Raw genomic sequence first — 23,127 nt, 5'->3', positions numbered from 1 at the left:
ATACCCCGGGCGTCGTCCCTCGGGTCAGGCGTCGAGGACCTGGCCCTCGCGCCGCACGACGGGCGGCTCGACGGACCAGGGGAAGTTGATCCACTCGTCGGTCTTCTTCCACACGTACTCGCACTTCACGAGCGAGTGCGACTTCTCGTAGATGACGGCGGAGCGGACCTCGGCGACGTGGTCGACGCAGAAGTCGTGGACGAGCTTGAGGGTCTTGCCCGTGTCGGCGACGTCGTCGGCGATGAGCACCTTCTTGTCGCTGAAGTCGATGGCGTTCGGGACGGGCGCCAGCATGACCGGCATCTCCAGGGTCGTCCCCACGCCGGTGTAGAACTCGACGTTCACCAGGTGGATGTTCTTGCAGTCGAGGGCGTACGCCAGACCGCCGGCGACGAAGACGCCGCCACGGGCGATGGAGAGCACGATGTCGGGCTCGTAGCCGTCGTCGGCGATGGTCTGGGCGAGCTCGCGGATGGCGCGGCCGAAGCCCTCGTAGGTGAGGTTCTCCCGTACGTCACTCATTGCTGTCACACCTGGGTCCGATGGAAGTTCATGTACGAACGGGAGGCCGTCGGCCCCCGCTGCCCCTGGTAGCGCGAGCCGTACCGCTCGCTGCCGTACGGGAACTCGGCGGGCGAGCTCAGCCGGAACATGCACAGCTGCCCGATCTTCATCCCCGGCCAGAGCTTGATCGGCAGGGTGGCGAGGTTCGACAGCTCCAGCGTCACGTGCCCGGAGAAGCCGGGGTCGATGAACCCGGCGGTGGAGTGGGTGACGAGCCCGAGCCGCCCGAGCGAGCTCTTCCCCTCGAGCCGCGACGCGATGTCGTCGGGGAGGGTGATGACCTCGTAGGTCGAGGCGAGCACGAACTCACCGGGGTGGAGGATGAACGCCTCGTCACCCTCGGGCTCGACCTCACGCGTCAGGTCGAGCTGCTCGACGGCGGGGTCGATGTGGGGGTAGCGGTGGTTCTCGAACACCCGGAAGAAGCGGTCAAGCCTCACGTCGATGCTCGAGGGCTGCACCATGGATTCGTCGTACGGGTCGATGCGCACCCGTCCGGCGTCGATCTCGGCCCGGATGTCCTTGTCTGAGAGAAGCACGCCCCCACGATACGCAGAGGGCGCGGACCTGCCCCAATCGGGAAGACTCCGCGCCCTGCCGGCCATCAGCGCCGCTCGAGCTCCACGGGCACGGCATGCCGCAACCGCGCACACCGTGGACACCGAATGAGCCGCCCTGGCCCGATCCGCCCGGCACCGAGCTGCTGCAGCGGGAACGAAGCGGTACTGAACACATGCCCTTCGGCACAACGAACGACGGTGCGCTCCATCGAACCCATCAAGTCCCTTCCCCGACAAGTGGTGGACGAGACAGCCACATTAAACGCCGAGGCACCCGGTCTCCAGGCGCCGCTCCGTCACGGGGAGGTACGCCCTGACTCCGCGATGGGGTACAGTGTCGGAGTCTGCGGTACCGATCAACGAACCGCCAGGCGGATGTAGTTTAATGGTAGAACATGAGCTTCCCAAGCTTATAGCGCGGGTTCGATTCCCGTCATCCGCTCTACTACGAAGCCTCAGGTCAGAGACCTGGGGCTTCGTCGTCGTACGGACCTGTCGGGGTCGTGTGAGCTTCTCTCGGCCTGATGACGTGATGGGCGGGTCAGCAAGATCGCCCGCCGGCAGTTGTCAGCCGGTCTCGAGCATCTGCCGCATCTGGGTGATCTCGGCGGTCTGGGAAGTGATGATGTCGTCGGCCAGGTCCTTGGCGGGGCCGTAAGCGCCCTGCAGCTTCTCCGTCTTGGCCATGTCGATCGCGCCTTCGTGGTGCTCGATCATCATGGTCAGGAACATGGTGTCGAAGGCGCTTCCCCTGGCGTTGCCCAGCCGGTTCAAGTCCTGGTCGTCCATCATCCCGGGCATGCCGGAGTCGTCATCGCCGTGGCCCATGCCGTCCATGCCGACGCCGGTGGGGACCTTTTCACCCCACGCCTTGAGCCAGCCGGACATGGTCTCGATCTCCGGGGCCTGCGCCTTCTTGATCTCTTCTGCGAGTGCCTTGACGTCGGCGGATGCGCCGTGGGCGGCGACCATGTCGGACATCAGGATGGCCTGGCGGTGGTGAGGGATCATCCCCTGCGCGAAGGCGACGTCCGCCTGGTTGTGTCGGTCGGCATCCGACGAGGCCGGGGCGGTCGTGGTCGCCGAAGCCGTGCCGGCCGTGTTCGTGGTGTTGTCGCTGCCGCACGCGGCGAGGACCAGGCCGGCGGCGATCGCGGTGGCCGCCAGGGCCGCCCGGCGGGATCGGTTCGTGTTCATTTCGCTGAGCTCCAGTGATCGGATGCGAGAGTGGGGGTCGGCCTTCCGTGGCTGGCGCTCATTGGGCGCGCGCCACAAATGAAGCCCCTACGTCCGCAGGATCTGGAGGTCGGCGAGCAAAGGTGGTGCCCGCCCTTAGGCGGGCTCGTAGGCCAGTGCGAGCGACACCACAGACTGAACGTGGACAAGGCCGCTCGGCACACCTGTGAGGGGGACGGTATCCGGCGCGGCGATGCCGGGGGCATCGGGCGGGGTCGCAGATGTGCACATCTGGTCCGCGTGTCCGGCGTCCCGGGCTGAACCCTGATCCTCGTCGTCGGCGCACGGATACTGCGACTCGGCGGCCGCCGAGTGGTGGGACACGTGCACCGTGAAGCCCGCCTCCGGCTGCGCGGCTGCTGGGCCGAAACCGTGCATGCCGAGCAACCCGATCAGGAGGGCGAGGACGAGCAGCGGTCCCAGCCGAGTCACCGGCCCGGGCTGCGGCTGCCTGCGGGGCTCGCGAGGGGTCACGTTTCAACCGTAGGACGCCCCCGCACCTAGCGCAGCACAGCCTGGGCACGGCTACCCCTCCTGGCCGTCGTCTCTGTCAGCGGAGACCGCAGGGACCGGGCCGGGCAGGTTGAGGCGCTTGAGGGCGAGGGCGTTGACGGCGACGATGACGCTGGATCCGGACATGGACAGGGCGGCGATCTCGGGGCGGAGGATCAGGCCCGTGGCGGGCTCGAAGACACCGGCGGCGATGGGCAGGGCGATGGCGTTGTAGCCGATGGCCCAGCCGAGGTTCTGGCGCATCTTGCGCAGGGTGCCCCGGCCGATACGCAGGGCGGTGGGGACGTCGAGGGGGTCGGAGCGCATCAGGACGAGGTCGGCGGTCTCGATGGCGACGTCGGTGCCGGCGCCGATGGCGATCCCGAGGTCGGCCTGGGCGAGGGCGGGTGCGTCGTTGACTCCGTCGCCGACCATCGCGACCTTGCGGCCTCCGCGCTGGAGTTCGGCGACGGTGGCTGCCTTGTCGCCGGGCAGGACCTCTGCGATGACGGTGTCGATGCCCAGGCGCTGTGCGATCCGCTCGGCGGTGGCCCGGTTGTCGCCGGTGAGCATGACGACCTCGACACCGAGTGCGTGGAGTTCGCGTACGGCGGCCGCGGAGGTCTCCCGCGGCGCGTCAGCGATGGCGATGAGCGCGGCGGCCAGGCCGTCGACGGCGGCGATGACCACGGTACGGCCGGTGGCGGCCAGCTCGTCCCGCCGGACGGCGAGCGGACCGAGGTACACGCCGTCGCGTTCGGCCAGCCGGCGGTTGCCCACGGCGACCCGGTGGCCGTCCACCACCGCGGCCGCCCCGTGGCCGGGCACGCTCTCGAACTGACGGGCAAGCACCGGGCTCACGCCGCGCGAATCGGCGTAGCGTACGACCGCCTCGGCCAGCGGGTGCTCGGATTCCCGCTCGACCGCCGCGACCAGCCGCAGGACCTCGTCCTCGTGGCGGTCGGGTGCGATGACGATCTCGGTGACCTCCGGTTCGCCCTTGGTGAGGGTGCCGGTCTTGTCCATGACCACGGTCTGAATCCCGGCGGACGCTTCCAGAGCCATAGCATTCTTGAACAGGACCCCACGCTTGGCCCCCAGGCCGGTGCCGACCATGATCGCGGTGGGAGTGGCCAGGCCGAGCGCGTCGGGGCAGGTGATGACGACCACCGTGATCGCGAACAGCATCGCGCTGCTGAAGGGCCGGTCGGTGGCCAGCAGCCAGACGGCGAGCGTGAGTCCGCCGCCGACGAGGGCGACGAAGACCAGCCAGAACGCGGCCCGGTCGGCGAGCCGCTGGCCGGGGGCCTTGGAGTTCTGAGCCTCCTGGACCAGCTTGACGATCTGGGCCAAGGCGGTGTCGGCGCCCACCCTGGCCGCCCGCACCCGCAGGGTCCCGTTGGCATTGAGGGTGGCACCGACCACGGCGGCGCCCGGGGCCTTGTGCACCGGCAGGCTCTCCCCGGTCACCGTCGACTCGTCGACCTCGCTCTCGCCGTCCTCCACAACCCCGTCCGCAGGGATCTTGGCCCCGGGGCGGACGAGCAGCAGGTCCCCGACGACCACCTCGGAGGTGGCGACTTCGACCGCTTCCCCGTTCCGCAGGACGAGCGCCTTGGGCGGGGCGAGGTCCAGCAGGGCACGGACGGCGTCGTTGACGCCGCCGCGGGCGCGCATCTCGAACCAGTGGCCGAGCAGCACGAAGGAGGCCAGCACGGTGGCCGCCTCGTAGAACACCTCTCCGCCGCCCGTGAGGGTGATGACCAGGGAGTACAGCCAGCCCGCGCCGATGGCGACCGCGACCAGCACCATCATGTCCAGGGTCCGGGCGCGCAGGGCCCGGACGGCGCCGACGAAGAAGATCGAGCACGAGTAGAAGATCACCGGCAGGCTCAGCAGGAGCGCCCACACGTCCTGCCTGAGCCCGAACGGCACGGGTGCGTGCCATCCGAAGACCTCCTCGCCGATCGGGGACCAGACCACGATCGGAATCGAGAAGACCGCCGCGACGAGGAAGCGGTTGCGCATGTCGGCCACCATGGCCGCCATCGACATCCCCGCATGGCCGCCATGACCGTCGTCGCCCGCCTCCTCGTCGGGCGGCGGCCCGCTCTCCGGGCCGTGCCCCGCGTGCGCCGGCGGTACGGCTTCGGTCGCTTCCACCCCTCCGGGCGGATCCGGCTCGTCCATCGGGTCGCAGATGTGGGACGGCACCGACTGGCCCGCGCAGTGGTAGCCGCACTCGGTGACCCAGCCTCGCAGCTCGGCCAGGGAGGTCCGGCTCGGGTCGAAGACGACCGTGGCCGACTGCGCGACGGCGTTCACCTCGACGTCCAGCACACCTGGCCGCCGGCCCAGCACGGTAGCGACCGTGTTCTGCTGAGTGGCTCGGATCAGGCCCCGCACGTCGAGCACCACCGTGCTGCGCTCCTTGCCGCCCTTGCGCGGCTCGGGATCCAGCGGGTGCCGCATGCCCGTTCACCTCCCCGATCCCACAGCCGCCCAACTCGACCAGGGCGCCTACCAGCAGCCTGTGGCCGTCGCGACCGCCCCGCAACGGCAGAGCAAGCAGGCACTTGGAAAGCGGGTCGAGCACAACGGCTGGCGCATGGCGCAGATCGGCCGTGTGCACCTCCTCGTCGGCCGCTTCCCGTCGCAGTGAAAGCGCGGTCGCGCGGAACCCACCCTGGCCGCCGCGTGCCACAGCGCTGCCCGCACCACGGAACGGATTCTCCCTGCCGCTCCAGTGACAACCACCGTTCCCAGGACCACCGCGACCTCCCCCACCCAGATCCCGAACCTTGCGCCCTCGAAGAGCCGCGCCCCTCTCACCTGAGCGCGCTGCGGGGCAGCGGCACTCCGGGGGCTCGTCCAACCCGGGGCGGGTCGGTCAGCCGACGGCGTCGAGGGTGCTCAGGGCGGCGTCGAGGCGGCGGGTGGCCTCGTCGGCGACTTCCTGGAGGGCGGGAAGTCCCGTGAGGGTGACCATGACGCCGGGGTCCAGCGCCTGGACGGCGGTGCGGTCCCCGTCGGCGCGGACCACGACGTTGCAGGGCAGGAGGAGGCCGATGGTGCGGTCGGCGTCCAGAGCCCGGCGGGCGAGGGGCGGGTTGCAGGCTCCGAGGATCAGATAGTCCTCCATGTCGTGGCCGAGCTTGGCCTTCAAGGTGGCGGTGACGTCGATCTCGGTGAGGATGCCGAAACCCTGCGAAGCCAGGGCGTCGCGGACGGCGGCGACGGTGGTGGCGAAGTCGGTGGTGCAGTGGACGGTCCGGTCGTAGCGCACGGCGTCATCCCTTTCGTCGAGTGCGTGGGCGGGAGGGTCCGGGCATGTGCCCCGTATGACGGGTTCTGTCCCCGCCGCCAAAAATACCCCCTGGGGTACCCGTGTTAGGCTCGAAATATACCCCCGGGGGTAATGTCCAGCCGAACGGAGCAACCGCGTGTTCTTCATCGACACCATCGAGACCGAGAGCCTCGGAAACCGCAGCTACCTGGCGGGAGGCGCGCGCACCGCAGTGGCGGTCGACCCGCCCCGCGACATCGACCGGGTCCTGGCGGCGGCCGCCGCGCGGGGAGTGCGGATCTCCCATGTGGTGGAGACCCACGTCCACAACGACTACGTCACCGGTGGCCTCGACCTGGCCCGCCTGACCGGCGCCGCCTACCTGGTGCCCTTCGCCGCCCGTGTCTCCTTCGCCCGCACGCCCGTCGCCGACGGCGACACGGTGAGCGTGGACGAGGGCATCACGCTGCGGGCGCTGGCAACCCCCGGACACACCCCGCACCACACCTCCTACGTACTGGAGGAGCACAGGTCGGTGGCGGCGGTCTTCACCGGCGGGTCGCTGCTGATCGGCTCGGTCGGCCGCCCGGACCTGGTGGAGCCCCGGCTGACCGAACAGTTGGCCCGGGCCCAGCACGCCTCCGCCCGCCGCCTGGCCGCCGAGCTCCCCGACGAGACGCCGGTACTGCCCACCCACGGCTTCGGCAGCTTCTGCTCGTCCTCTCAGGCCGAGGGCGACGCCACCACGATCGGCAAGGAGAAGACCGCCAACGACGCACTCGTCAAGGACGTCGACTCCTTCGTCGCCAACCTGCTGGCCGACCTGGAGGACGTACCCGCCTACTACGCCCACATGGGCCCGGCCAATGCCGCCGGCCCCCGGCCCGTGGACCTGAGCACGCCGCCCCTGACCGACGCGGCCGACATCGCGGAGCGGCTGGCCGCCGGGGAGTGGGTGGTGGACCTGCGCAATCGGATCGCGTTCGCCGAGGGCCACGTCGCGGGATCGTTCAACTTCGAGGCGGAGGGAAAGATCGCCACCTACCTCGCGTGGATGATCCCCTGGGGCAAGCCCGTCACCCTCCTCGCCGAGTCCCCCGCCCAGCTCGCCGCCGCCCAGCGCGAACTGGTCCGCGTCGGCATCGACCGACCCGCCGCGGCCGCCACCGGCACTCCCGGGAACTGGATGCCGGACGGCCACACCCCGCGCTCCTTCCCCCGTGCCACCTTCGCCGACCTGGCCGCCCAGACGCCCCGCCCGGACGTGGTCCTGGACGTACGCCGCGACTCCGAGCGCGCCAACGGCTGGATCGAGGACTCCGTCCACATCCCCATCCACCACCTGCACCAGCGCCTGGCCGACGTGCCCGCCGGGACGGTGTGGGTGCACTGCGCGGGCGGGATGCGCGCGGCCATCGCGGCCTCCCTGCTGGACGCCGCGGGCCGCGACGTCGTCGCGGTCGACGACTCCTTCGACGCTGCCACGGAAGCCGGCCTGCCACTGACGACCGGCAGCTGAACCACCGCCACCGACAAAGAGAAGGAAGTCGGATGTTCCTCTTCCGACGCGGCACCGCCCGTCTCACCCCGCCCCAGGCCCACCAGCGCGCCACCAACGGTGACGCCGTACTCCTCGACGTGCGCGAACAGGTCGAGTGGAACGCCGGACACGCCCCCGACGCCGTACACGCGCCACTCTCCCGCCTAGCGACCGGCGCAGCCCTGCCCGCAGCCGCTCAGGGGCGGCCGCTGGTGGTGATCTGCCGCTCCGGGCACCGTTCACAACAGGCCGCGAAACTGCTGACCGGACGCGGCATCGAGGCTATCGACGTCAAAGGCGGTATGAACGCCTGGGCGGACGCCGGACTGCCGGTCGTCGACGCGCGCGGAAGCAGCGGCCGGATCACGTGAGCACGCTCATACTCGCCCTCGTCACCGGGGCTGTCATCGGACTGGCCCTCGGGGCTCTCGGTGGAGGCGGCAGCGTCCTGGCCGTCCCCGCCCTGATCTACCTCCTCGGCTTCACTCCGGCCGCCGCCACCACCGCGTCCCTGATCATCGTCACCGCCACCTCCGCCACCGCCCTCTACGCCCACGCGGTCTCCGGCAACGTGCGTTGGAAGACCGGCACCCTCTTCGCGGCGGCAGGAATCCTGCCCGCCATCGCCGCTGGCACCCTCGCCGCCCACCTGCCCGAGGCAGTGCTGACCACGGCGTTCGCCGCCATAGCGACCCTCGCCGCACTCGCCATGTTCAGAACCCCGCCCGCCGACCCGCAGCGCCGACCCGTCCGGCCCGCGCGGGCCGCCGGAGCGGGCGCCGGACTCGGCACGGTCACCGGCTTCCTCGGCGTGGGCGGAGGGTTCCTCGCCGTCCCCGCCCTCGTAGGCGCCGTGGGCCTGCGCATGCGCGCGGCGGTCGGCACCAGCCTCCTGGTCATCACCGTCAACTCCCTCGCCGCGCTCGCAGCCCGCGCCGGCACACACGCCCCCCTGCACTGGACGGTCATCGCTCCCTTCACCGGCGCCGCGATCCTCGGGGCCTGGGACGGCAAGCGCCTCGCCGCCAAGATCTCCGGAACCACACTCCAGCGGACCTTCGCGGCCGTACTCCTGGCCGTCGCCGCCCTCATGCTCGTCGACGCCATCAACTGACCCGGCGACATCCCCTTTCACCGGTCACCTTCAGCGATGCCCCAGGGGTACCGAGCGGAGGAGGCCAAGACCCCCACCAAGGACGGAACCCGCACCATGACCCACCCCCGCACCCTCGACGCCCACCAGGCCAGCAGCCGCCTGCACGAACTGATCGTCCTGGACGTCCGCACCCCCGGCGAATACGCCACCGGCCACCTGCCGGGCGCCCTCAACGTCCCCCTCGACCGCCTCAGCCTCGCGCTGCCCGACATCCGCGCGGCCGCCGCCCGCGGAGACATCCTCGTCGTCTGCGCCTCCGGCGCCCGCTCCGAGAAAGCCTGCGACACCCTCGCCGACAACGGCATCACCACCGCCACCCTGGCGGGCGGCACCGGAGCCTGGGCCGCCGGCGGCCACACCCTCCACCACCCCGAAGGCGGCACCCGCTCCACCTGGAGCATGGAACGCCAGGTCCGTCTCACCGCCGGCGCCGTCGTCCTGACCGGCCTCGCACTGGGCCGCCTGCGCCCCGCGTTCCGCCTCGCCTCCGCGGGCGTTGCCGGCGGCCTGGTCTTCTCCTCCCTCACCAACACCTGCGGCATGGCCGCCCTGCTCGCGAAGCTCCCCCACAACCGTCCTCACCAGGGCGACCTGGAAGCCACCCTCGACGCCCTCCGCAACCACTGATCCCAGAGACTGATATACCCCCTGGGGTACCATGATGGGAGAAGGCAACAGCTCAGGAGGTACGGAGTGAAGGTCGACGACAACGCGGTCGATGCAGTCCTCAACCGGCTGCGCCGCGCTCAGGGGCAGCTCGCCGGTGTTATCGCCATGATCGAAGCCGGACGCGACTGCAAGGACGTCGTCACCCAGCTCGCGGCGGTCTCCAAAGCCCTGGACCGCGCCGGCTTCAAGATCGTGGCCAGCGGCATGCGCCAGTGCATGACCACCGCGGACGAGAACCAGGCCCCCATGACCGAGGAAGAACTCGAAAAGCTCTTCCTCGCCCTCGCCTGACCATCACCCCGCACCAAAACGGACCGACCTCTCCACCATGACCGCCGTGACGCCACGACACGGAAGCGGCCGTGCCACAACGTGCCAGTGGGGACGGTCACAGCGGTCAACAAGGGTTTCACCGAGGTAGCCAGAATGGCGACCAAGGCGGACGAAATCGCAGGTCAGACGCCGTCTGCGCGCTCAAGTGCCGGGTGATTCCCAAGCTTATGGCGCGGGTTCGATTCCCGTCATCCGCTCCATAGCAAAGCCCCAGGTCAGCGACCTGGGGCTTCTGTGTTTCCCAGGGACGCGCGCAGCTGACCCACCAGGCACTGTCCGGCCCATCAGGCTTCAGAGCCTAGGGCCTGTGATCGCCGCCGCCCAGGGCTCGGTTCGCTTCACCGTCCTCCACGTGCCCTACTCGCAGCGTGAATCTGAGCGAATTCGCTCTCCCGAAGAGGCACTTGGCCGAGGGCCCTGCCGGTCAGCCGTGGCGAGCGGTCACCCCGGGGAGGAGCCCGCCGAGAAGCGCGCCGGGGCGCGATCCCGAAGCCATGAGGGCGGCGAAGCGCAGGTTGGCGCCTTACCCGAGGTGGGGTGGCGAGCCCGGTGTCACCAGGCCGGATTCGTAGGCGAGGATCACGAGCTGGGCGCGGTCGCGGGCGTGGAGTTTGGTCATGGCCCGGTTGACGTGGGTCTTCGCGGTCAGCGGGCTGATCACCATGCGGGCCGCGATCTCGTCGTTGGACAGGCCGTGCGCAACCAGGACGACGGCCTCGCGTTCGCGGCCGGTCAGCTCCTTCAGAGGCTTGCCGGGGCCGCTGGGGGTGAGGGGCGGCTGGGTGACGTACCGGTTGATCAGCTTGCGGGTGATCGAGGGCGCGAGGAGGACGTCGCCGCGTGCGGCCACGCGTACGGCGTGCAGGAAGTCCTCCGGCACGATGTCCTTGACGAGGAATCCGGCGGCACCCGCGCGCAGGGCGTTGAAGACGTGTTCGTCCAGGCCGTAGTTGGTCAGGATGACGACGTGCACTCCGGCGAGGGCAGGGTCGGCTGCGATGCGCCGGGTCGTCTCGATGCCGTCGAGGACCGGCATCTGGATGTCGATGAGTGCGATGTCGGGGAGGTGCTCCCTGGCGAGCTCCAAGCCCTCCTGCCCGTCGGCGGCCTCGGCCACGACCTCGATGTCGTCCTCGAGGTCGAGGAACGCGCGGAATCCGCTGCGGATGAGCGGCTGGTCGTCGACCAGCAGGACACGGATCATGATGCTCGTTCCACGGGAAGTTCGGCCTGGACGGTGAAGCCGCCCTCGCTTCTCGGTTCGGCGCGGAGCCGGCCGCCAAGGGCGGTGACGCGTTCGCGCATCCCCAGGAGCCCGATGCCGGGCTCCGGCGCACTGTCCGGCGTGGCTCTGCCGTCGTCGTCGACGCGGATCGCGAGGGTGTCCGGCCGGTAGTCGATGTGGACCGATGCCGTGCCGGCGTCCGCGTGACGGGCGATGTTGGTCAGCGATTCCTGAACGACCCGGTAGGCGGTCCTGCCCACTGCGGTTGGCACGTCGTGTCGCTGACCCTCGATCGTCAGCGTCGCCTTCAGGCCGCTCTTGCCGGCCCGCTCGACGAGTTCGGCGACGTGATCGAGTCCGTGCGGCGGGGTGGTGTCGTCGTCGCGCAGCACTTCCAGGGTCGCGCGGAGCTCCCGGGACGCCTCCCGGCCGGCCTCCCGGATCGCCAGGAGGGCAGCCGGGACCGGTTCGCCACGCTTGCGGGCCACGTGGACGGCAGCTTCGGACTGCACCTTGATGACCGAGATCTGATGGGTGAGCGAATCGTGCAGCTCCCGCGCGATGTGCAACCGCTCCTCGTCGGCGCGGCGCCGCGCGGTCTCCTCGCGGGTGCGCTCGGCTTCGTCGGCCCGCCGTTCGGCCTGGCGGAGGGCTTCACCGGCGGCGCCGGCGGCGATGAGCCAGGCGATCTGGAGGGCGCCCCGGGCCTGCGCGAACGCCTCGCCCGTGTCGTGCAGGCCCGATACCAGGGCCGCGAGGGGAAGAGAGGCCAGCACGGCCACGCTCACCGCCACCGTGATGATGCGGTGTCCCGCCCGCATGGCCGCGTACACCGCGAAGAGGAACGCGACGGCAGCCACGTCGAACCCCGCGGCCTGGTAGCCCACCGCGCAGAGCCCGGTGGCGACAAGGACGGCGACCGGAGCCCGGCGGCCTGCGGCCAGTGCCAGGCCGCCCACCGCCAGCAGCACGTAGCCGAGCAGGCCGAAGCCCGTGGCGGAGTGCTGACCTGACAGACCGGTGACCAGCAGCGCCGCCGCCACGCCTACGGCGATCAGCCAGTCCCTGACAGCGGCCCGAACGCGGAACCGTCGTTCGCTCATGCGCGCACCGTAGCCCGTGAACGCCGTGGGCGACTCCCGCTCGCGGACGAGGGTCGGACTACCGCGTGCGCAGTAGCTCGGCGGCGCCTGCCGCGTCCGTGGTACGCGAAGTGCCTGCGCCTGCTGGACGACCTGCCAGGGGCCGGGCCGCCATGCTCGAAGGGCATCCAGTCGTGGGAAGAGAAGGAGCGCCCTGATGTCCGCTCGTCGTCTGTTCGCCGCCTCCGCGACCGCCCTGCTGGGCGGGATCGGTCTTGCCACACCAGCGGCGGCGCACGCCTCGGTCCAGCCTGTCGCCGCCGCCGTCACCGACTTCAGCCTCGGGAGGCTCGGAGCCACCTCCGGCGGGGTGCTGGGGCTGGCCGCGGTGGTCATCGCCGTGCTGTCGCTGACCCGACCCGCCGGCCGTCTCGGCATCGACAACGGGTCGCTCGGGGCGATAGCGGCCGTGGTCGCGGGGCTGATCGCCGTGGCTCTCGGCGGGTTGGTCGCGGCCACCGCCGACGGTGGACTCGGCACCGGCAACGGGCTCGGTGGCGCGTACGTGGCCCTGCTGCTCGGGCTGGCCGGCACTGCCCTGGGCGGGCGAGCTCTGACCCGTTCCCGCCGCACTCCCTGACCAGAGCGGATACGTGAACTGGCGCGGTCACGCCGTGCGGGCGGTCACCGCTCGACAGACCGCAGTAGTCCCGACAGTGCGGTGCGGACACGTTCTCATCGCCAGGAGGCTTGCCACGACGGAGCTTCCGGCCAAGGCGAGGAAGAGGCCGCTGTAGCCGCCGAGGGGTCCGGCGAGGGTGGCCCCGACCGAGGGCGCCCAAGGGCGGCGGCGATGGTGGCCGGGCCGTGAGGAGGACGGAGCGGTGGCCGTATCGGCCGGCGCCCCATCGGTCGGTGACCGCGGTGGCCTGGAGGAGGGTGAGGTTGCCGCGAACGGCGCCGGCGAGGACGGAGAGCAGGACCAGGAGCGGGACGGGGCCGGCGACCAGGGCCAGGGCCGCTGTAGTGGTGCTGCTGCCGAAGGGAGCACGGCGCGGGGCCGCGACCGGTCCCCCGTTCCGGTCGCGGCCCCGTCCGTGGGGATGTGGAGGTCGGTCAGGAGCCGCAGGAAGGAGCCGAGGTCGTGGTGCCGAGCTGGATGAGCGCCGGGGCCGGGGCGCAGCAGCCTCCGCCGTCCGCCGACTGCTCCGTGTCCGGCTGGTCGAAAAGGCCGGCACCGCCGCACACTCCGGTCTCCGGGAGGACGAGCTCGACGCGCTCGGCCGACTCCTGGTCGCCCGCGATGGCGGCGACGACGGAGCGGACCTGCTCGTAGCCGGTGAGGGCGAGGAAGGTCGGGGCTCGTCCGTAGGACTTCATTCCGACGAGGTAGACGCCCTGCTCCGGGTGGGACAGCTCGTTCACGCCGTGGGGGTAGACCGTGCCGCAGGAGTGCTGGTTGGGGTCGATCAGCGGGGCGAGCGCCACCGGGGCCTGGAGGCGAGCGTCGAGGCCGAGGCGGAGCTCGGAGAGGAAGGAGAGGTCGGGGCGGAAGCCCGTGAGGACGATGACCTCGTCGACCGGGTCGAGCCGGCGGCCGTCCTCGGCCGCGAGGACCAGGCGGTCGCCATCGCGCTCGATAGCCTCCGTACGGAAGCCGGTGACGGCATCGGCGTGGCCCTCGTCCACCGCCGCCTTCGCGGCAAGGCCCAGTGCGCCGCGGGCGGGCAGCTGGTCGGCCGTACCGCCGCCGAAGGTGGAGCCGGAGATGCCCCGGCGCAGGATCCACACGGCCTTCGCCCCCGCGCCGTCCTCCGCCTTGGCCAGCTCGGCGAGGGAGGCAAGCGCGGTGAAGGCGGAGGCGCCGGAGCCGATGACGGCGGTGCGCCTGCCCGCGTACCGGGCTCGGACGGACGGGTCCTCGAGGTCGGGGACGCGGTAGGTGACGCGGTCGGCGGCGGCCTTCTCCCCGAGGGCGGTGAGGCCGGACGCTCCTGCCGGGCTCGGGGTGGACCACGTGCCGGAGGCGTCGATGACCGAGCGGGCGAGCAGCCGTTCCTCGCGGCCGTCGGCGTAGGCGACGTGGACGACGAACGGCTGGGCCTCGCGGTCGGCGTCCACGATGCGGTCGCGGCCGGCGCGCGAGACGCCGGTGACCGTGGCGCCGGTGCGGACGCGGTCGCCGAGGACGTCGGCGAGCGGCTGGAGGTAGTCGGCCACCCAGTCGCCGCCCGTCGGGTACGTCGTCGCGTCGGGCTTCACCCATCCGGTGGGGGCCAGGAGCTTCTCGGCTGCCGGGTCGGTGACCTCGCCCCAGGTGGAGAAGAGACGGATGTGTGCCCACTCGCGTACCGCCGCGCCAGCCGCTGGTCCGGCCTCCAGGACCAGCGGTTCGAGGCCGCGCTCGACGAGGTGGGCGGCGGCGGCCAGGCCTGTGGGCCCGGCCCCGACGACCACGACGGGCAGCTGGTCGGTGGCGGTGATGTTCACGACGATTCCCCTTGCTTCGACATCCGTCGATCTCTCGTGTCGCCAGCCTGGCACCTGAATCGACATCCGTCAACATAGACATTCATCGAAGTTCCCTCCCTGGAGAGGTCTGGGCTCCTGGTTCGACGTGTGTCAACATAGATACATGTCGAATGTCACCGCGCTGCCGCTCCTTGAGCCCGAGGTCGCCGCCTGCTGCCCGCCGCTCGCCGAGCGCCCGCTCACGGCCGAGGAGGCCGAGCGGACCGCCACCATGTTCAAGGCGCTGGGCGATCCGGTCCGACTTCGGCTCTTCTCCGCGGTCGCCTCGCACGAGGGCGGCGAGGCGTGCGTCTGCGACATCTCCGACGTCGGCGTCTCCCAGCCGACCGTCTCCCATCACCTGAAGAAGCTGAAGGAGGCCGGGCTGCTCTCCTCCGAGCGGCGCGGCACCTGGGTCTACTACCGGGTCGAGCCCGCCGTCCTCGCCGCCATGGGCGCGATTCTCACCAAGGCGGCTGCCGCATGACCGTCGCGACCGCCTCCGTCGTGCCCCTGACCGCCGCACACGCCGACGAGGTCGTCGCGATCTACCAGGCCGGTATCGACGAGGGCAACGCCACCTTCGAGACCACCGCACCCACCTGGGAGCAGTTCGACGCGGCCAAGCTGCCCGAGCACCGCTTCGCCGCCGTCGACGCCGATGGGACGCTGCTCGGGTGGGTCGCCGCCACCAAGGTCTCCGACCGGTGCGCGTACGCGGGCGTGGTCGAGCACTCGGTGTACGTGCACCCCGCCGCCCGAGGCCGTGGCATCGCGTCCTCCCTGCTCAAGGCGCTCATCGACTCCACCGAGGCGACCGGGATCTGGACCATCCAGTCCGGGATCTTCCCCGAGAACGCCGCGAGCCTGGCCGTGCACGAGCGGGCCGGCTTCCGGGTGATCGGCACCCGCGAGCGCATCGGCCGCCATCACGGCGTCTGGCGTGACGTCGTGCTGGTCGAGCGGCGCAGCCCTCATATCGACTGACCGCCCGGCGCCACGGTCGCCCAGTCTCCGCCGTCGACCAGGTTCAGCGCAGCATCTCGGCGATCTGGCGGGCGGCTTCGCGGGCGGGGCGGCCGACGCCGATGAGAGTGGCGGAGGCAGGCCCGGTCCAGTCTCCGTAGCCGAGGAGGTGCAGGCGGGGTTCGGCACGGGCCTGTGTGCCGCTGGTGGGGATGTGGCCGCGGGGGCCGCGCAGACCAAGTGGCCCCAGGTGGGACAGGGCCGGACGGAAGCCGGTGCACCAGATGATCGCGTCGGCGTTCGCGCGGGTTCCGTCGGCCCACTCCATACCGGTCGCGGTGAGTCGGGTGAACATCGGCTGGGCCTTGAGGCGTCCCGCGTCGCGGGCCTCGCGGACGGGCGGCACGGCGACGATGTCGCCCAGCGAGGCGACACCACCCGTGTCCGTACGACCCTCGTCGAGCGCGCGGCGGCGGGCGGTCGCGTGGTCGAAGAGGGCGCGGCCGTCGATGTCGTCGGCGAGGTAGCGCGGTTCGCGGAGGGTGACCCAGGTGAGATCGGTGCCGGACGCGAGGTCGGCGGCGATCTGGGCGCCGGAGTTTCCGCCTCCGACGACCACCACCTTCTGCCCGCCGAAGTCGGAGGGGCGGCGGTACTCCACGGTGTGGAGCTGCGTGCCCTTGAACTCCGTACGCCCGGGGACGGCGGGGAGGAAGGGGCGCCACCAGGTGCCCGTCGCGCTGATCACCGAACGCGCCCGCCAACTGCCGGCGCCCGCTTCCACCCGCAGGAACTCGCCGTCCCGGTGAACCGCTTCGACCCTGACCGATCGGACGACGGGAAGCCCGTACCGCCGCTCGTAGTCGGTGAGGTACGAGACGACGTGGGCCGCGGTCGGGTACGTCTCGCCGGACTGCGGTGGCATGAGCCGACCCGGCAGGGAGGAGTACGCGGCCGGGGAGAAGAGGTGGAGGGAGTCCCAGGCGTGCCGCCACGCTCCGCCCGGCTCGGCCTGGGCGTCGAGGACGACGAAGTCGAGGCCGAGGCGGCGCAGGTGGTAGCCGGCGGCGAGTCCTGCCTGGCCCCCGCCGATCACCACCACGTCCACGACCTGGGTCACTCGGCGTCGGTCTTCCCACGCATGAAGATGACCGCGACCAGGACCAGTCCCACGGCCGTCCCGATGAGCTGCATGCCGATGAACGCCGGGACCGAGGCGGGCGCGATGCCCGCGAAAGTGTCGGTGAAGGCGCGGCCGATCGTCACGGCCGGGTTGGCGAAGGACGTGGACGAGGTGAACCAGTAGGCCGCGCCGATGTACGAGGCGACAGCGACGGGCGCGAAGCGGAGCCGGTCGGTACGGGCCAGGCCGAAGATCAGCAGGATGAGGCCGGCCGTCGCCACGACCTCACCGAGGAGCAGGTTGCCGGCCGAGCGGTCGTGCGTGGACCACTTCACCAGCGGTTCGCCGAACATCGCATCAGCCAGGATCGCGCCCGCGACCGCGCCGACGACCTGCGACGGGACGTACACAGCGAGCTCGCGTCCGTTCACGCCCGCGCCTCCGCGGCGGGCGGTCCACCACTCCGCCAGGGTGACGGCCGGGTTGAAGTGCGCGCCGGAGACCGGGCCGAGGAGGGCGATGAGGACGCCGAGGCCGAACACCGTGGCCGTGGAATTGGCCAGCAACTGCAGGGCGACATCGTCGGTGAGGTCGGTGGCCTGGATGCCGGAGCCGACGACGATCGCCACCAGGGCAGCGGTGCCGACCAGCTCGGCGGCGGCTCGGGCGGCCAGCGGAGTACGGGGCGGGGTGGCGCCGGGCGCGGGCCGCGGTGACGTGTCGGCGGCTATGGCGTCGCTCGCGGCGGGCTCGGTGGCGGTCACAGGGAGGGTCTCCTCGGGCAGGTGAGGCGAGAGGCTTACGGGCAGGCTCTCTTGGTGTCGGCGTTGACGCGCGCGGCCTCGGCGAGGGCGGCGAACTGCCCGGCCAGGGCTTCGATGACGTCCGGCTTGAGCCGGTAGTACGTGAACCGGCCGCAGGGCTCGGTCTCGACGACCCCGGCCTCGCGCAGCACTCTCAGGTGGTTGGAGAGGTTGGTCTGCTTGGCACCGGTCTCCTCCACGAGGTGGGTGGTGCAGAGCGTCTCGCGGGCGAGCAGGGTCACGATCTGAAGGCGCAGGGGATCACCCAGAACCCGGATCAGATCAGTATCGACTGACGTCATCATGGGCTGATACTCTCACATCACCCGGTGCTGATACCAGCCTGGGCTGATCTCTTTCGATGCGCAGTCGGCGCTTCTCGCCGCGACCGCGCCGTCCCCCGAGGATGAACCGATGACCGCTCCGCTCGCCTCCGTGCTCTTCGTCTGCGTCCACAACGCCGGTCGCTCGCAGATGGCCGCCGGGTTCCTGAACCACCTGGCCGGTGACCGGATCGAGGTCCGTTCGGCCGGCTCGATCCCGGGCGACCAGGTCAACCCGGCCGCGGTCGAGGCGATGCAGGAGGCCGGCGTCGACATCTCCGACCAGGAGCCGAAGGTGCTGACCACCGAGGCCGTCCAGGCGTCCGACTACGTCATCACCATGGGCTGCGGCGACGCCTGCCCGATCTTCCCCGGCAAGAAGTACCTGGACTGGGCCCTGGCGGATCCGGCCGGCCAGGGCGTCGAGGCCGTCCGCCCCATCCGCGACGAGATCAAGGGCCTCGTCGAGGGCCTCATCGCCGAGATCGACGCGAAGCGGGAGGCATGACCTCGGTGCCCCGGCCCACGAGCGACGACGTCCGGCCGGCTTCCTCACCGGAATCGAGGACCCCGAACTCATGGACGACATACGGGCCGCCGAACGCCACCTGGCAGTGCATCAGAAGCCATGCGCACATCCAAATACCGGGTCGTTCCCAAGCGTGAAGCGCGGGTTCCTTCCCTTGATCCGCTCTTCCACGAAGCCCCAGGTCAGCGACCTGGGGCTTCGTCGTCGTCCCGACCTGTCGGGGGGCCGGATGCCCTTCAGCGGCCGTGCACTCCGCCATCGGCTTCGGCCTGGGCCGGCGGTTCGGCGGCCACTTCGGCATCAAAGTCGTCCGCTGACCCGCACGACGCGCAAAGGACACGATGAGCAACGAGAACAACCCCGGCCCCCTGTCCGGAAAGATCATGTGCCATGCGATGTGGGCCCGCGACGGACGCCGCCTCGCCGACTTCTACGCCACCGCCCTCGGCACCGAGATCTCCCACACCTACCCCGACGCGAACGGCGACGACGCCGCCTGCGCCTTCCACGTCAACGGGGCGATGTACCTCTACTACACGTCCGATTCCTTCACGCCGCCCCGGTGGCCGGAGGAAGAACTGCCCTTCCACATGGACTTCACCTTCCCCGACGTCACAGCGGCCGAGAAGCGGCTTCTGAAGCTGGGCGCCACCCGCCCCAATCACCAGCCCGGCGGAGAACACTGGACGGTCCTCCTCGACCCCTCCGGTCAGCCTTTCTGCATCCACAGCGCCCGCTGAACTCCCTTTCATGTTCCATGGCGGCCTTCTCGGAGGACCGACCGGCGCGCGCCATCGTGTCCTTGAGGTCCGGCAAGCGCCGTGATCAACTCCGCGCGCTCCGGGGGCTCATGGGGTCAGCGGACCGGGCGGTGGCGGGACGAGCTGCGCGTGCGCAGGGCGAAGTAGAGGAGGTCTGCCACGAGCAGCACGATGCCGATGAACAGGAGGAAGAGCAGTCCGTCGGCGACGGCGCCGATGATGCCCAGCACGATCGCCACGATGATCAGGGCCAGGAAGAGCGACACGAGGGCCACCTCCTCGGTCGGTCGAGGGGTTCAGCGGCGGGCCAGCTGGCGTTCACCGTTCGCCCCGGGCTCGTAGGAGAGGTCGTAGTGCCGGAAGACCGCTTCCTCGTCCCCGGCCGGAAGGACGTCGTCGGTGCCGATCGAAGGGCCCTGCTTCACCAGCGCCTTGTCGTGGACGACCTTCACATACCCAGGCCCCACCGTCGCCCCGTCCAGGGGGACGAACACCAGACGGTGCCGGGTGGGCAGGCCGACCAGGACCGTGGCCATGGCCGGCTCGTCGGTCCTGGTGTCGACGTAGATCGCCTCCAGCTCTCCGATCCTGTGGCCCCGCGTGTCCACCACGTCGTGGGTTCGCCACTCACGGATGTCCGCCATCTGGATCATGCCGACTCCTCGCGGCCGGTCGCTGGTTCGGGGAGCGGGGCGAGAAGGATCTCGGCGGCTCGGGTGACGTTACCGGCGTCGACCGCACGGGCCATGGCGTCACGTGCCGCGTCGGGCGTCGTGTCCGGCGGCACCACCAGAAGGGCGAAGTGGTCGCTGTCGCCACGGGTGATGAGGACGGTGTCGTCACCGACGGGGAAGGAGTCGAGGTGCACGACACGGTCGCCGACGACCACACGGGTCGGGACCTCCTCCCAGGCGGCGGTGTCGAGACCGACCCGCGTGATGGGACCGAGGTGCGCGGTGAGCGCCTCGATCAGGGCGGGCAGCTCGGCCCCGACGGTACGGGAGCGGGGCCACCAGGCGCCGTCCAGGACGCCTTCGCGGGAGCCGGTCGTCTGAAGCCGGAGCAGGGCCGTCCCGGGCCTCACCGCTCGGTGGATCTCGTCCGGAAGGAGCTTCCGAGGGGTGGGGGTGCCGGATTCGGTCATGGTGGTCCGCCTGCCTGTGCGGGGCCGCCGACACTCATGGCCAGCGCGATACCGCCGTGGTCTCACCGTACTCCGCGTGCCTGCGGTCCCGCCTGTGGCCAGTACTCCGCGTGCCTGGTCACGGGCGGTCATCGGCCGGGCGTGACCCGGGTGGAAGTCACCTGGTCGGAACGGCTCGTTCGGTCCCGGCGCGGAGTACGCTGAAGATACCGGGAGTAACTCGAACACCCGCTCCCACGCGGACGTCGTTTCCGGCGATCAAGACACTGGGCCGCCCTGCAGGGCGGCCCGGAGACGGGTCCGCGATCATGACCACCCTCGCACCCCCTCTTCCGGCACGCCTGTCGCTGACGCCGAAGACCACACTCGCCGGGCTCCTGGACGGCGCCTGGTGGCCTCGTTCGCGTGATCTCGCCGCCGAACTTCCCTCCTTGACCGATGCGTTGGAGGGGCGCTACGGACGCATCACCCGCGTCACCGTGAACCCGACCCGATGGCCCGTCGTCCCTCACAAGGTCGCCGTCACCGGGCACACCGTGCACGTCGGCTGGTTCACCGAACAGGATCCCGACAAGATGATCCTGCTCTCCTACACCGTCGGCCGCTGCGACCTGCTGGTGATCCCCCCCGAGACCGAACCCGCCTCAGCCGCCCGGCTCATGACCGCCGCCGCCATCCCCGGCAGCATCCTCACCGCCGGTGTCCTGATGTCCGACGAGGTCGCGACCGGCCGCCGTACGCGGGACTCCCGCAGCAGCGAGGACGCCTGGGAGACCGAAGGCGGGTCGGCCCGGCCGCCGCTCCGGCACCCGGTCGTCGGAGCGCGGATGATCGCACTGCCCGGGAACCCGCAGAGGTGACGTCATGGAGACCTTGATCGCGCTCGCGGCAGTCGCCCTCCTGATCGCGCTCGGCACGCGCCTGATCCACCGGCTCAACGCCCAGCACGACGCACGCATCGCGGCCCACCACTTCAGCGACCCCTTCCCGGCCATCGCCCGGCCACCCGGCCACCGCCTCCCCACACCGACAGGTCAGGCCTCCCGCCGCCGGCTCACGGGCACCTGGCCCTGACCACCTGGACCATTCCTCCGACCGAAGGCCGCGGGTGGGGCACCCGACACCCGGGACAACCCACCCGCCGGCCTCTCGCTCACCCGTGAAGGGACCCACCTCTTGTACCCCGCCGACACCGTGGTCCTGCCCTCGGCCGGACACGCCGAGATCCGTATCGTCGCCGCCACCCCCGAAGCCGCCCGCGCGGTCGCCGAAGTGATCCGCCGCTCCTTCGCGGGGGCGGAACAGCGCAGCTACCCCGTCCCCGAGGGCGGCACACGGCTCCACCTCACCGTCGACACCGGATCCGCCGCGGAACCCACCCGTTCCTGGCTCGCCAGCAGCAGACCGTCCTCTCGCGCCGGCGCCCACGTCGACGAGGTGTGAGGAGCGCGGCCGTTCCTCACACGCTCGAAAGGCTCGGTCATGGCGACACTCCGCGAGCGACAGGTCTACCGCGAACGGGTCCTGACCGCCCTCTACGAAGCCACCGAAGGCAACCGTCTCCTCGGAGTTCCGGGGCGGAAACTCCGGAACGACCTGCGCATCCCGGAGGAGGACCTGGCCGCCGCCTGCACCTACCTCGCCGGTGAGGGCCTGATCACCGTCGACTGGGAACCGGGCAACACACCCGCGATGGTCTCCCTGACCCACCAGGGAATCCGCCGTATGGAGGCCGAAGAGGAAGAGCGCGGCTGAGCCGGACCGCCCGAGGGCCCGCTCCTCCGGGCGTCATGTCGCCGCCCTGTGCTGGTGCCCCACCTCGCGCGCGAGGTCCAGGCCGAGGACCCGGTCGAGAAGGGCGAACGTCTCGAACTTGGCCCCGGCCGGTACGTCGGTGCCCGCCGCCACGGTGCCCAGCATGTCCAGGACGGCGGGGACGCCGAGATCGTCGGCCAGCACGGCGTGGGCGTGCCGCAGCAGATCGGCGGGGACCGGGCGGGACGGCTCGTCCGCCCAGTCGGCCACCAGCTGCCGCCAGTGCGTCAGCCGGCGCCCGGCTTCATCGAGCGCGGTGCCGGTGACCGTGAGCGGCGTGCGGTAGGTGTGGCCGAGCATCAGCATCCTCAACGCCAACGGATCGGTCCCCTCCGGGACGAAGGCGACGCCCTTGTCCCGGGATGCCGGGTCGACCTGGCCGACGTCGACCCGGACCCCGTCCACCGCGTCCTGTGCGGCGGTCCCGGACGCGTCCACGTGTACGTCGGCGGCGGCGCGGAGTGGTCCGTTCCGATGGTGGCCGCCGACGGCGGCGGGCGGGTGGACGCCCAGGGCGGACATGGCGTGATCAAGCGCCTGGGCCTGCTCGGACGGCAGGTCCGGCACGGCGAGGAGCGTGCGGGACTGCAGGCCGTGCAGCTCCGCCGTGCGCGCCAGTACGTCACCGACGAGGAGCGCCCGCAGGTCCGCCATGCCGATCCCGGAGTCGCCGGCCGGCAGGTGGACGCAGATGCTCAGCAGATGGCGGCTCACGGAAGGAATCTCCACGAGGTGGCCGGTGCGGGCGTCGACGATACGCAGCATGCTGCGGAGGCTAGTCGCGAAAAACCCTGGCGGAGCAGCGGCGCGGCCGTTTCCGCCGGCCTCCTCACCGGCAAACGCTGTACCCGGGACGAGGAAATACCTGTGCTCGCCGTCCTAGAATTTGACGGCCCGTGCAAGGAGAGTTTTTTCCGCGGCGCACAGGAAGAGATTTTTCGACGCCCAGAAGCCGCTGCGGCGTGCTACTGTCGAAGTCGGTTGCAGTTTTGGTACCCAAAAAACTTCA

Annotated in this window: 31 protein-coding genes and 1 tRNA gene; 16 read left to right on the top strand and 16 right to left on the bottom strand. The window is 71.0% G+C overall.

All coding sequences use genetic code 11. The features are described from left to right. Window positions 1–24: 24 nt before the first annotated feature. Window positions 25–522, bottom strand: a complete 498-nt coding sequence (locus tag ACFY8U_RS16485; RefSeq protein ID WP_352187362.1) for a phosphoribosyltransferase — start codon at window positions 520–522, stop codon at window positions 25–27. 5 nt (window positions 523–527) lie between these two features. Beyond that, window positions 528–1,103 carry a dCTP deaminase gene (dcd, locus tag ACFY8U_RS16480; protein ID WP_030690788.1) on the bottom strand — a complete coding sequence of 192 codons (576 nt, stop codon included), beginning with the start codon at window positions 1,101–1,103 and terminating at the stop codon, window positions 528–530. Window positions 1,104–1,495: 392 nt separating this feature from the next. On the opposite strand from dcd, the gene ACFY8U_RS16475 reads away from it, so the two are divergent. Next, window positions 1,496–1,566 (top strand) — tRNA-Gly (locus ACFY8U_RS16475). Window positions 1,567–1,691: 125 nt separating this feature from the next. On the opposite strand, the gene ACFY8U_RS16470 is transcribed toward ACFY8U_RS16475, so the two are convergent. From ACFY8U_RS16470 to ACFY8U_RS16460, 3 genes are all read right to left on the bottom strand, one after another. Continuing rightward, on the bottom strand, window positions 1,692–2,321 hold the full coding sequence (locus tag ACFY8U_RS16470) for a DUF305 domain-containing protein (RefSeq protein ID WP_389570514.1): 630 nt from the start codon (window positions 2,319–2,321) through the stop codon (window positions 1,692–1,694). Window positions 2,322–2,456: 135 nt separating this feature from the next. Then, window positions 2,457–2,834, bottom strand: coding sequence for a DUF6153 family protein (locus tag ACFY8U_RS16465; protein WP_389570511.1), 378 nt, complete (start codon window positions 2,832–2,834; stop codon window positions 2,457–2,459). Between the two features lie 51 nt (window positions 2,835–2,885). Beyond that, window positions 2,886–5,324 carry a heavy metal translocating P-type ATPase gene (locus ACFY8U_RS16460; protein WP_389570508.1) on the bottom strand — a complete coding sequence of 813 codons (2,439 nt, stop codon included), beginning with the start codon at window positions 5,322–5,324 and terminating at the stop codon, window positions 2,886–2,888. On the opposite strand from ACFY8U_RS16460, the gene ACFY8U_RS16455 reads away from it, so the two are divergent. After that, the gene (locus ACFY8U_RS16455; protein WP_389570505.1) at window positions 5,323–5,514 is read left to right on the top strand and encodes a hypothetical protein; all 192 of its coding nucleotides are present in this window, start codon (window positions 5,323–5,325) and stop codon (window positions 5,512–5,514) included. The genes ACFY8U_RS16460 and ACFY8U_RS16455 overlap by 2 nt on opposite strands. 228 nt (window positions 5,515–5,742) lie before the next feature. On the opposite strand, the gene ACFY8U_RS16450 is transcribed toward ACFY8U_RS16455, so the two are convergent. Beyond that, window positions 5,743–6,138: a DUF302 domain-containing protein gene (locus ACFY8U_RS16450; protein ID WP_250763033.1), complete on the bottom strand. Its 396-nt coding sequence runs from the start codon at window positions 6,136–6,138 to the stop codon at window positions 5,743–5,745. A gap of 157 nt (window positions 6,139–6,295) precedes the next feature. Between ACFY8U_RS16450 and ACFY8U_RS16445 the strand changes: the two genes are divergently transcribed. The 5 genes from ACFY8U_RS16445 to ACFY8U_RS16425 all read left to right on the top strand — a co-directional run bounded on the left by ACFY8U_RS16445 (window position 6,296) and on the right by ACFY8U_RS16425 (window position 9,794). Then, window positions 6,296–7,657: a rhodanese-like domain-containing protein gene (locus ACFY8U_RS16445; protein WP_389570502.1), complete on the top strand. Its 1,362-nt coding sequence runs from the start codon at window positions 6,296–6,298 to the stop codon at window positions 7,655–7,657. Between the two features lie 32 nt (window positions 7,658–7,689). Further along, entirely contained in the window at window positions 7,690–8,049 is a 360-nt protein-coding gene (locus ACFY8U_RS16440; RefSeq protein WP_389570499.1) for a rhodanese-like domain-containing protein, read from the top strand. Beyond that, window positions 8,046–8,792 (top strand): sulfite exporter TauE/SafE family protein, encoded by a 747-nt coding sequence (locus ACFY8U_RS16435; RefSeq protein WP_389570497.1) that lies wholly within the window; start codon window positions 8,046–8,048, stop codon window positions 8,790–8,792. The genes ACFY8U_RS16440 and ACFY8U_RS16435 overlap by 4 nt, the downstream gene beginning before the upstream one ends. Window positions 8,793–8,888: 96 nt before the next feature. After that, complete coding sequence (locus ACFY8U_RS16430) at window positions 8,889–9,461, top strand: rhodanese-like domain-containing protein (protein ID WP_389570942.1); 573 nt, start codon at window positions 8,889–8,891, stop codon at window positions 9,459–9,461. 66 nt (window positions 9,462–9,527) lie between these two features. Further along, entirely contained in the window at window positions 9,528–9,794 is a 267-nt protein-coding gene (locus ACFY8U_RS16425; RefSeq protein ID WP_250763029.1) for a metal-sensitive transcriptional regulator, read from the top strand. Window positions 9,795–10,359: 565 nt separating this feature from the next. On the opposite strand, the gene ACFY8U_RS16420 is transcribed toward ACFY8U_RS16425, so the two are convergent. Together ACFY8U_RS16420 and ACFY8U_RS16415 are read right to left on the bottom strand one after the other, a co-directional pair. Next, on the bottom strand, window positions 10,360–11,040 hold the full coding sequence (locus tag ACFY8U_RS16420; protein ID WP_389570494.1) for a response regulator: 681 nt from the start codon (window positions 11,038–11,040) through the stop codon (window positions 10,360–10,362). Continuing rightward, window positions 11,037–12,164 carry a sensor histidine kinase gene (locus ACFY8U_RS16415; RefSeq protein ID WP_389570491.1) on the bottom strand — a complete coding sequence of 376 codons (1,128 nt, stop codon included), beginning with the start codon at window positions 12,162–12,164 and terminating at the stop codon, window positions 11,037–11,039. The genes ACFY8U_RS16420 and ACFY8U_RS16415 overlap by 4 nt, the downstream gene beginning before the upstream one ends. Window positions 12,165–12,360: 196 nt before the next feature. Here ACFY8U_RS16415 and ACFY8U_RS16410 point away from each other — a divergent pair, with 196 nt between their 5' ends. Next, window positions 12,361–12,783: a DUF6223 family protein gene (locus ACFY8U_RS16410; RefSeq protein WP_389570488.1), complete on the top strand. Its 423-nt coding sequence runs from the start codon at window positions 12,361–12,363 to the stop codon at window positions 12,781–12,783. A gap of 476 nt (window positions 12,784–13,259) precedes the next feature. Here ACFY8U_RS16410 and ACFY8U_RS16405 read toward each other — a convergent pair whose 3' ends face one another. After that, window positions 13,260–14,633: an FAD-dependent oxidoreductase gene (locus ACFY8U_RS16405; protein ID WP_389570486.1), complete on the bottom strand. Its 1,374-nt coding sequence runs from the start codon at window positions 14,631–14,633 to the stop codon at window positions 13,260–13,262. Between the two features lie 145 nt (window positions 14,634–14,778). Here ACFY8U_RS16405 and ACFY8U_RS16400 point away from each other — a divergent pair, with 145 nt between their 5' ends. Further along, window positions 14,779–15,141, top strand: coding sequence for an ArsR/SmtB family transcription factor (locus ACFY8U_RS16400; protein ID WP_389570485.1), 363 nt, complete (start codon window positions 14,779–14,781; stop codon window positions 15,139–15,141). Then, the gene (locus tag ACFY8U_RS16395) at window positions 15,138–15,641 is read left to right on the top strand and encodes a GNAT family N-acetyltransferase (RefSeq protein ID WP_389570483.1); all 504 of its coding nucleotides are present in this window, start codon (window positions 15,138–15,140) and stop codon (window positions 15,639–15,641) included. Before ACFY8U_RS16400 ends, ACFY8U_RS16395 begins: the two co-directional genes overlap by 4 nt. Window positions 15,642–15,684: 43 nt before the next feature. Here the strand turns inward: ACFY8U_RS16395 and ACFY8U_RS16390 are convergent, their stop codons facing one another. The 3 genes from ACFY8U_RS16390 to ACFY8U_RS16380 are packed head-to-tail and all read right to left on the bottom strand — an operon-like array spanning window position 15,685 to window position 17,851. Next, a complete protein-coding gene (locus tag ACFY8U_RS16390; RefSeq protein WP_389570481.1) occupies window positions 15,685–16,740 on the bottom strand; it encodes an ArsO family NAD(P)H-dependent flavin-containing monooxygenase in 1,056 nt (351 codons plus the stop codon). Continuing rightward, window positions 16,737–17,507 carry an aquaporin gene (locus tag ACFY8U_RS16385; protein ID WP_389570478.1) on the bottom strand — a complete coding sequence of 257 codons (771 nt, stop codon included), beginning with the start codon at window positions 17,505–17,507 and terminating at the stop codon, window positions 16,737–16,739. The genes ACFY8U_RS16390 and ACFY8U_RS16385 overlap by 4 nt, the downstream gene beginning before the upstream one ends. Window positions 17,508–17,542: 35 nt before the next feature. Beyond that, a complete protein-coding gene (locus ACFY8U_RS16380; RefSeq protein ID WP_389570475.1) occupies window positions 17,543–17,851 on the bottom strand; it encodes an ArsR/SmtB family transcription factor in 309 nt (102 codons plus the stop codon). 109 nt (window positions 17,852–17,960) lie between these two features. Here ACFY8U_RS16380 and ACFY8U_RS16375 point away from each other — a divergent pair, with 109 nt between their 5' ends. Both ACFY8U_RS16375 and ACFY8U_RS16370 read left to right on the top strand, forming a co-directional pair. Continuing rightward, window positions 17,961–18,377: an arsenate reductase ArsC gene (locus ACFY8U_RS16375; protein WP_389570472.1), complete on the top strand. Its 417-nt coding sequence runs from the start codon at window positions 17,961–17,963 to the stop codon at window positions 18,375–18,377. Between the two features lie 362 nt (window positions 18,378–18,739). After that, window positions 18,740–19,138 carry a VOC family protein gene (locus tag ACFY8U_RS16370; protein ID WP_389570469.1) on the top strand — a complete coding sequence of 133 codons (399 nt, stop codon included), beginning with the start codon at window positions 18,740–18,742 and terminating at the stop codon, window positions 19,136–19,138. A gap of 116 nt (window positions 19,139–19,254) precedes the next feature. Here ACFY8U_RS16370 and ACFY8U_RS16365 read toward each other — a convergent pair whose 3' ends face one another. Genes ACFY8U_RS16365 through ACFY8U_RS16355 form a run of 3 tightly spaced genes read right to left on the bottom strand, consistent with a single transcriptional unit; the run spans window position 19,255 to window position 20,303 of the window. Next, a complete protein-coding gene (locus tag ACFY8U_RS16365) occupies window positions 19,255–19,425 on the bottom strand; it encodes a hypothetical protein (protein ID WP_389570466.1) in 171 nt (56 codons plus the stop codon). A 30-nt stretch (window positions 19,426–19,455) separates the two neighbouring features. Beyond that, a complete protein-coding gene (locus tag ACFY8U_RS16360) occupies window positions 19,456–19,812 on the bottom strand; it encodes a PRC-barrel domain-containing protein (protein ID WP_389570463.1) in 357 nt (118 codons plus the stop codon). Then, window positions 19,809–20,303, bottom strand: a complete 495-nt coding sequence (locus ACFY8U_RS16355) for a DUF5994 family protein (RefSeq protein WP_389570460.1) — start codon at window positions 20,301–20,303, stop codon at window positions 19,809–19,811. Before ACFY8U_RS16355 ends, ACFY8U_RS16360 begins: the two co-directional genes overlap by 4 nt. Before the next feature lie 308 nt (window positions 20,304–20,611). Between ACFY8U_RS16355 and ACFY8U_RS16350 the strand changes: the two genes are divergently transcribed. The 4 genes from ACFY8U_RS16350 to ACFY8U_RS16335 all read left to right on the top strand — a co-directional run bounded on the left by ACFY8U_RS16350 (window position 20,612) and on the right by ACFY8U_RS16335 (window position 22,058). Further along, a complete protein-coding gene (locus tag ACFY8U_RS16350) occupies window positions 20,612–21,163 on the top strand; it encodes a DUF5994 family protein (protein ID WP_389570457.1) in 552 nt (183 codons plus the stop codon). A gap of 4 nt (window positions 21,164–21,167) precedes the next feature. Further along, on the top strand, window positions 21,168–21,377 hold the full coding sequence (locus ACFY8U_RS16345; protein ID WP_389570455.1) for a hypothetical protein: 210 nt from the start codon (window positions 21,168–21,170) through the stop codon (window positions 21,375–21,377). Window positions 21,378–21,479: 102 nt separating this feature from the next. Then, window positions 21,480–21,746, top strand: coding sequence for a hypothetical protein (locus ACFY8U_RS16340; protein ID WP_389570454.1), 267 nt, complete (start codon window positions 21,480–21,482; stop codon window positions 21,744–21,746). Between the two features lie 39 nt (window positions 21,747–21,785). Next, window positions 21,786–22,058, top strand: coding sequence for a hypothetical protein (locus ACFY8U_RS16335; RefSeq protein WP_137988399.1), 273 nt, complete (start codon window positions 21,786–21,788; stop codon window positions 22,056–22,058). Between the two features lie 33 nt (window positions 22,059–22,091). Here the strand turns inward: ACFY8U_RS16335 and ACFY8U_RS16330 are convergent, their stop codons facing one another. After that, window positions 22,092–22,883, bottom strand: a complete 792-nt coding sequence (locus tag ACFY8U_RS16330; protein ID WP_389570451.1) for a hypothetical protein — start codon at window positions 22,881–22,883, stop codon at window positions 22,092–22,094. Window positions 22,884–23,127 lie beyond the last annotated feature (244 nt).

The organism is Streptomyces sp. NPDC012508, from assembly GCF_042902595.1.
GTDB lineage: Bacteria > Actinomycetota > Actinomycetes > Streptomycetales > Streptomycetaceae > Streptomyces.
This window is presented reverse-complemented; position numbering and strand designations above follow the sequence as displayed.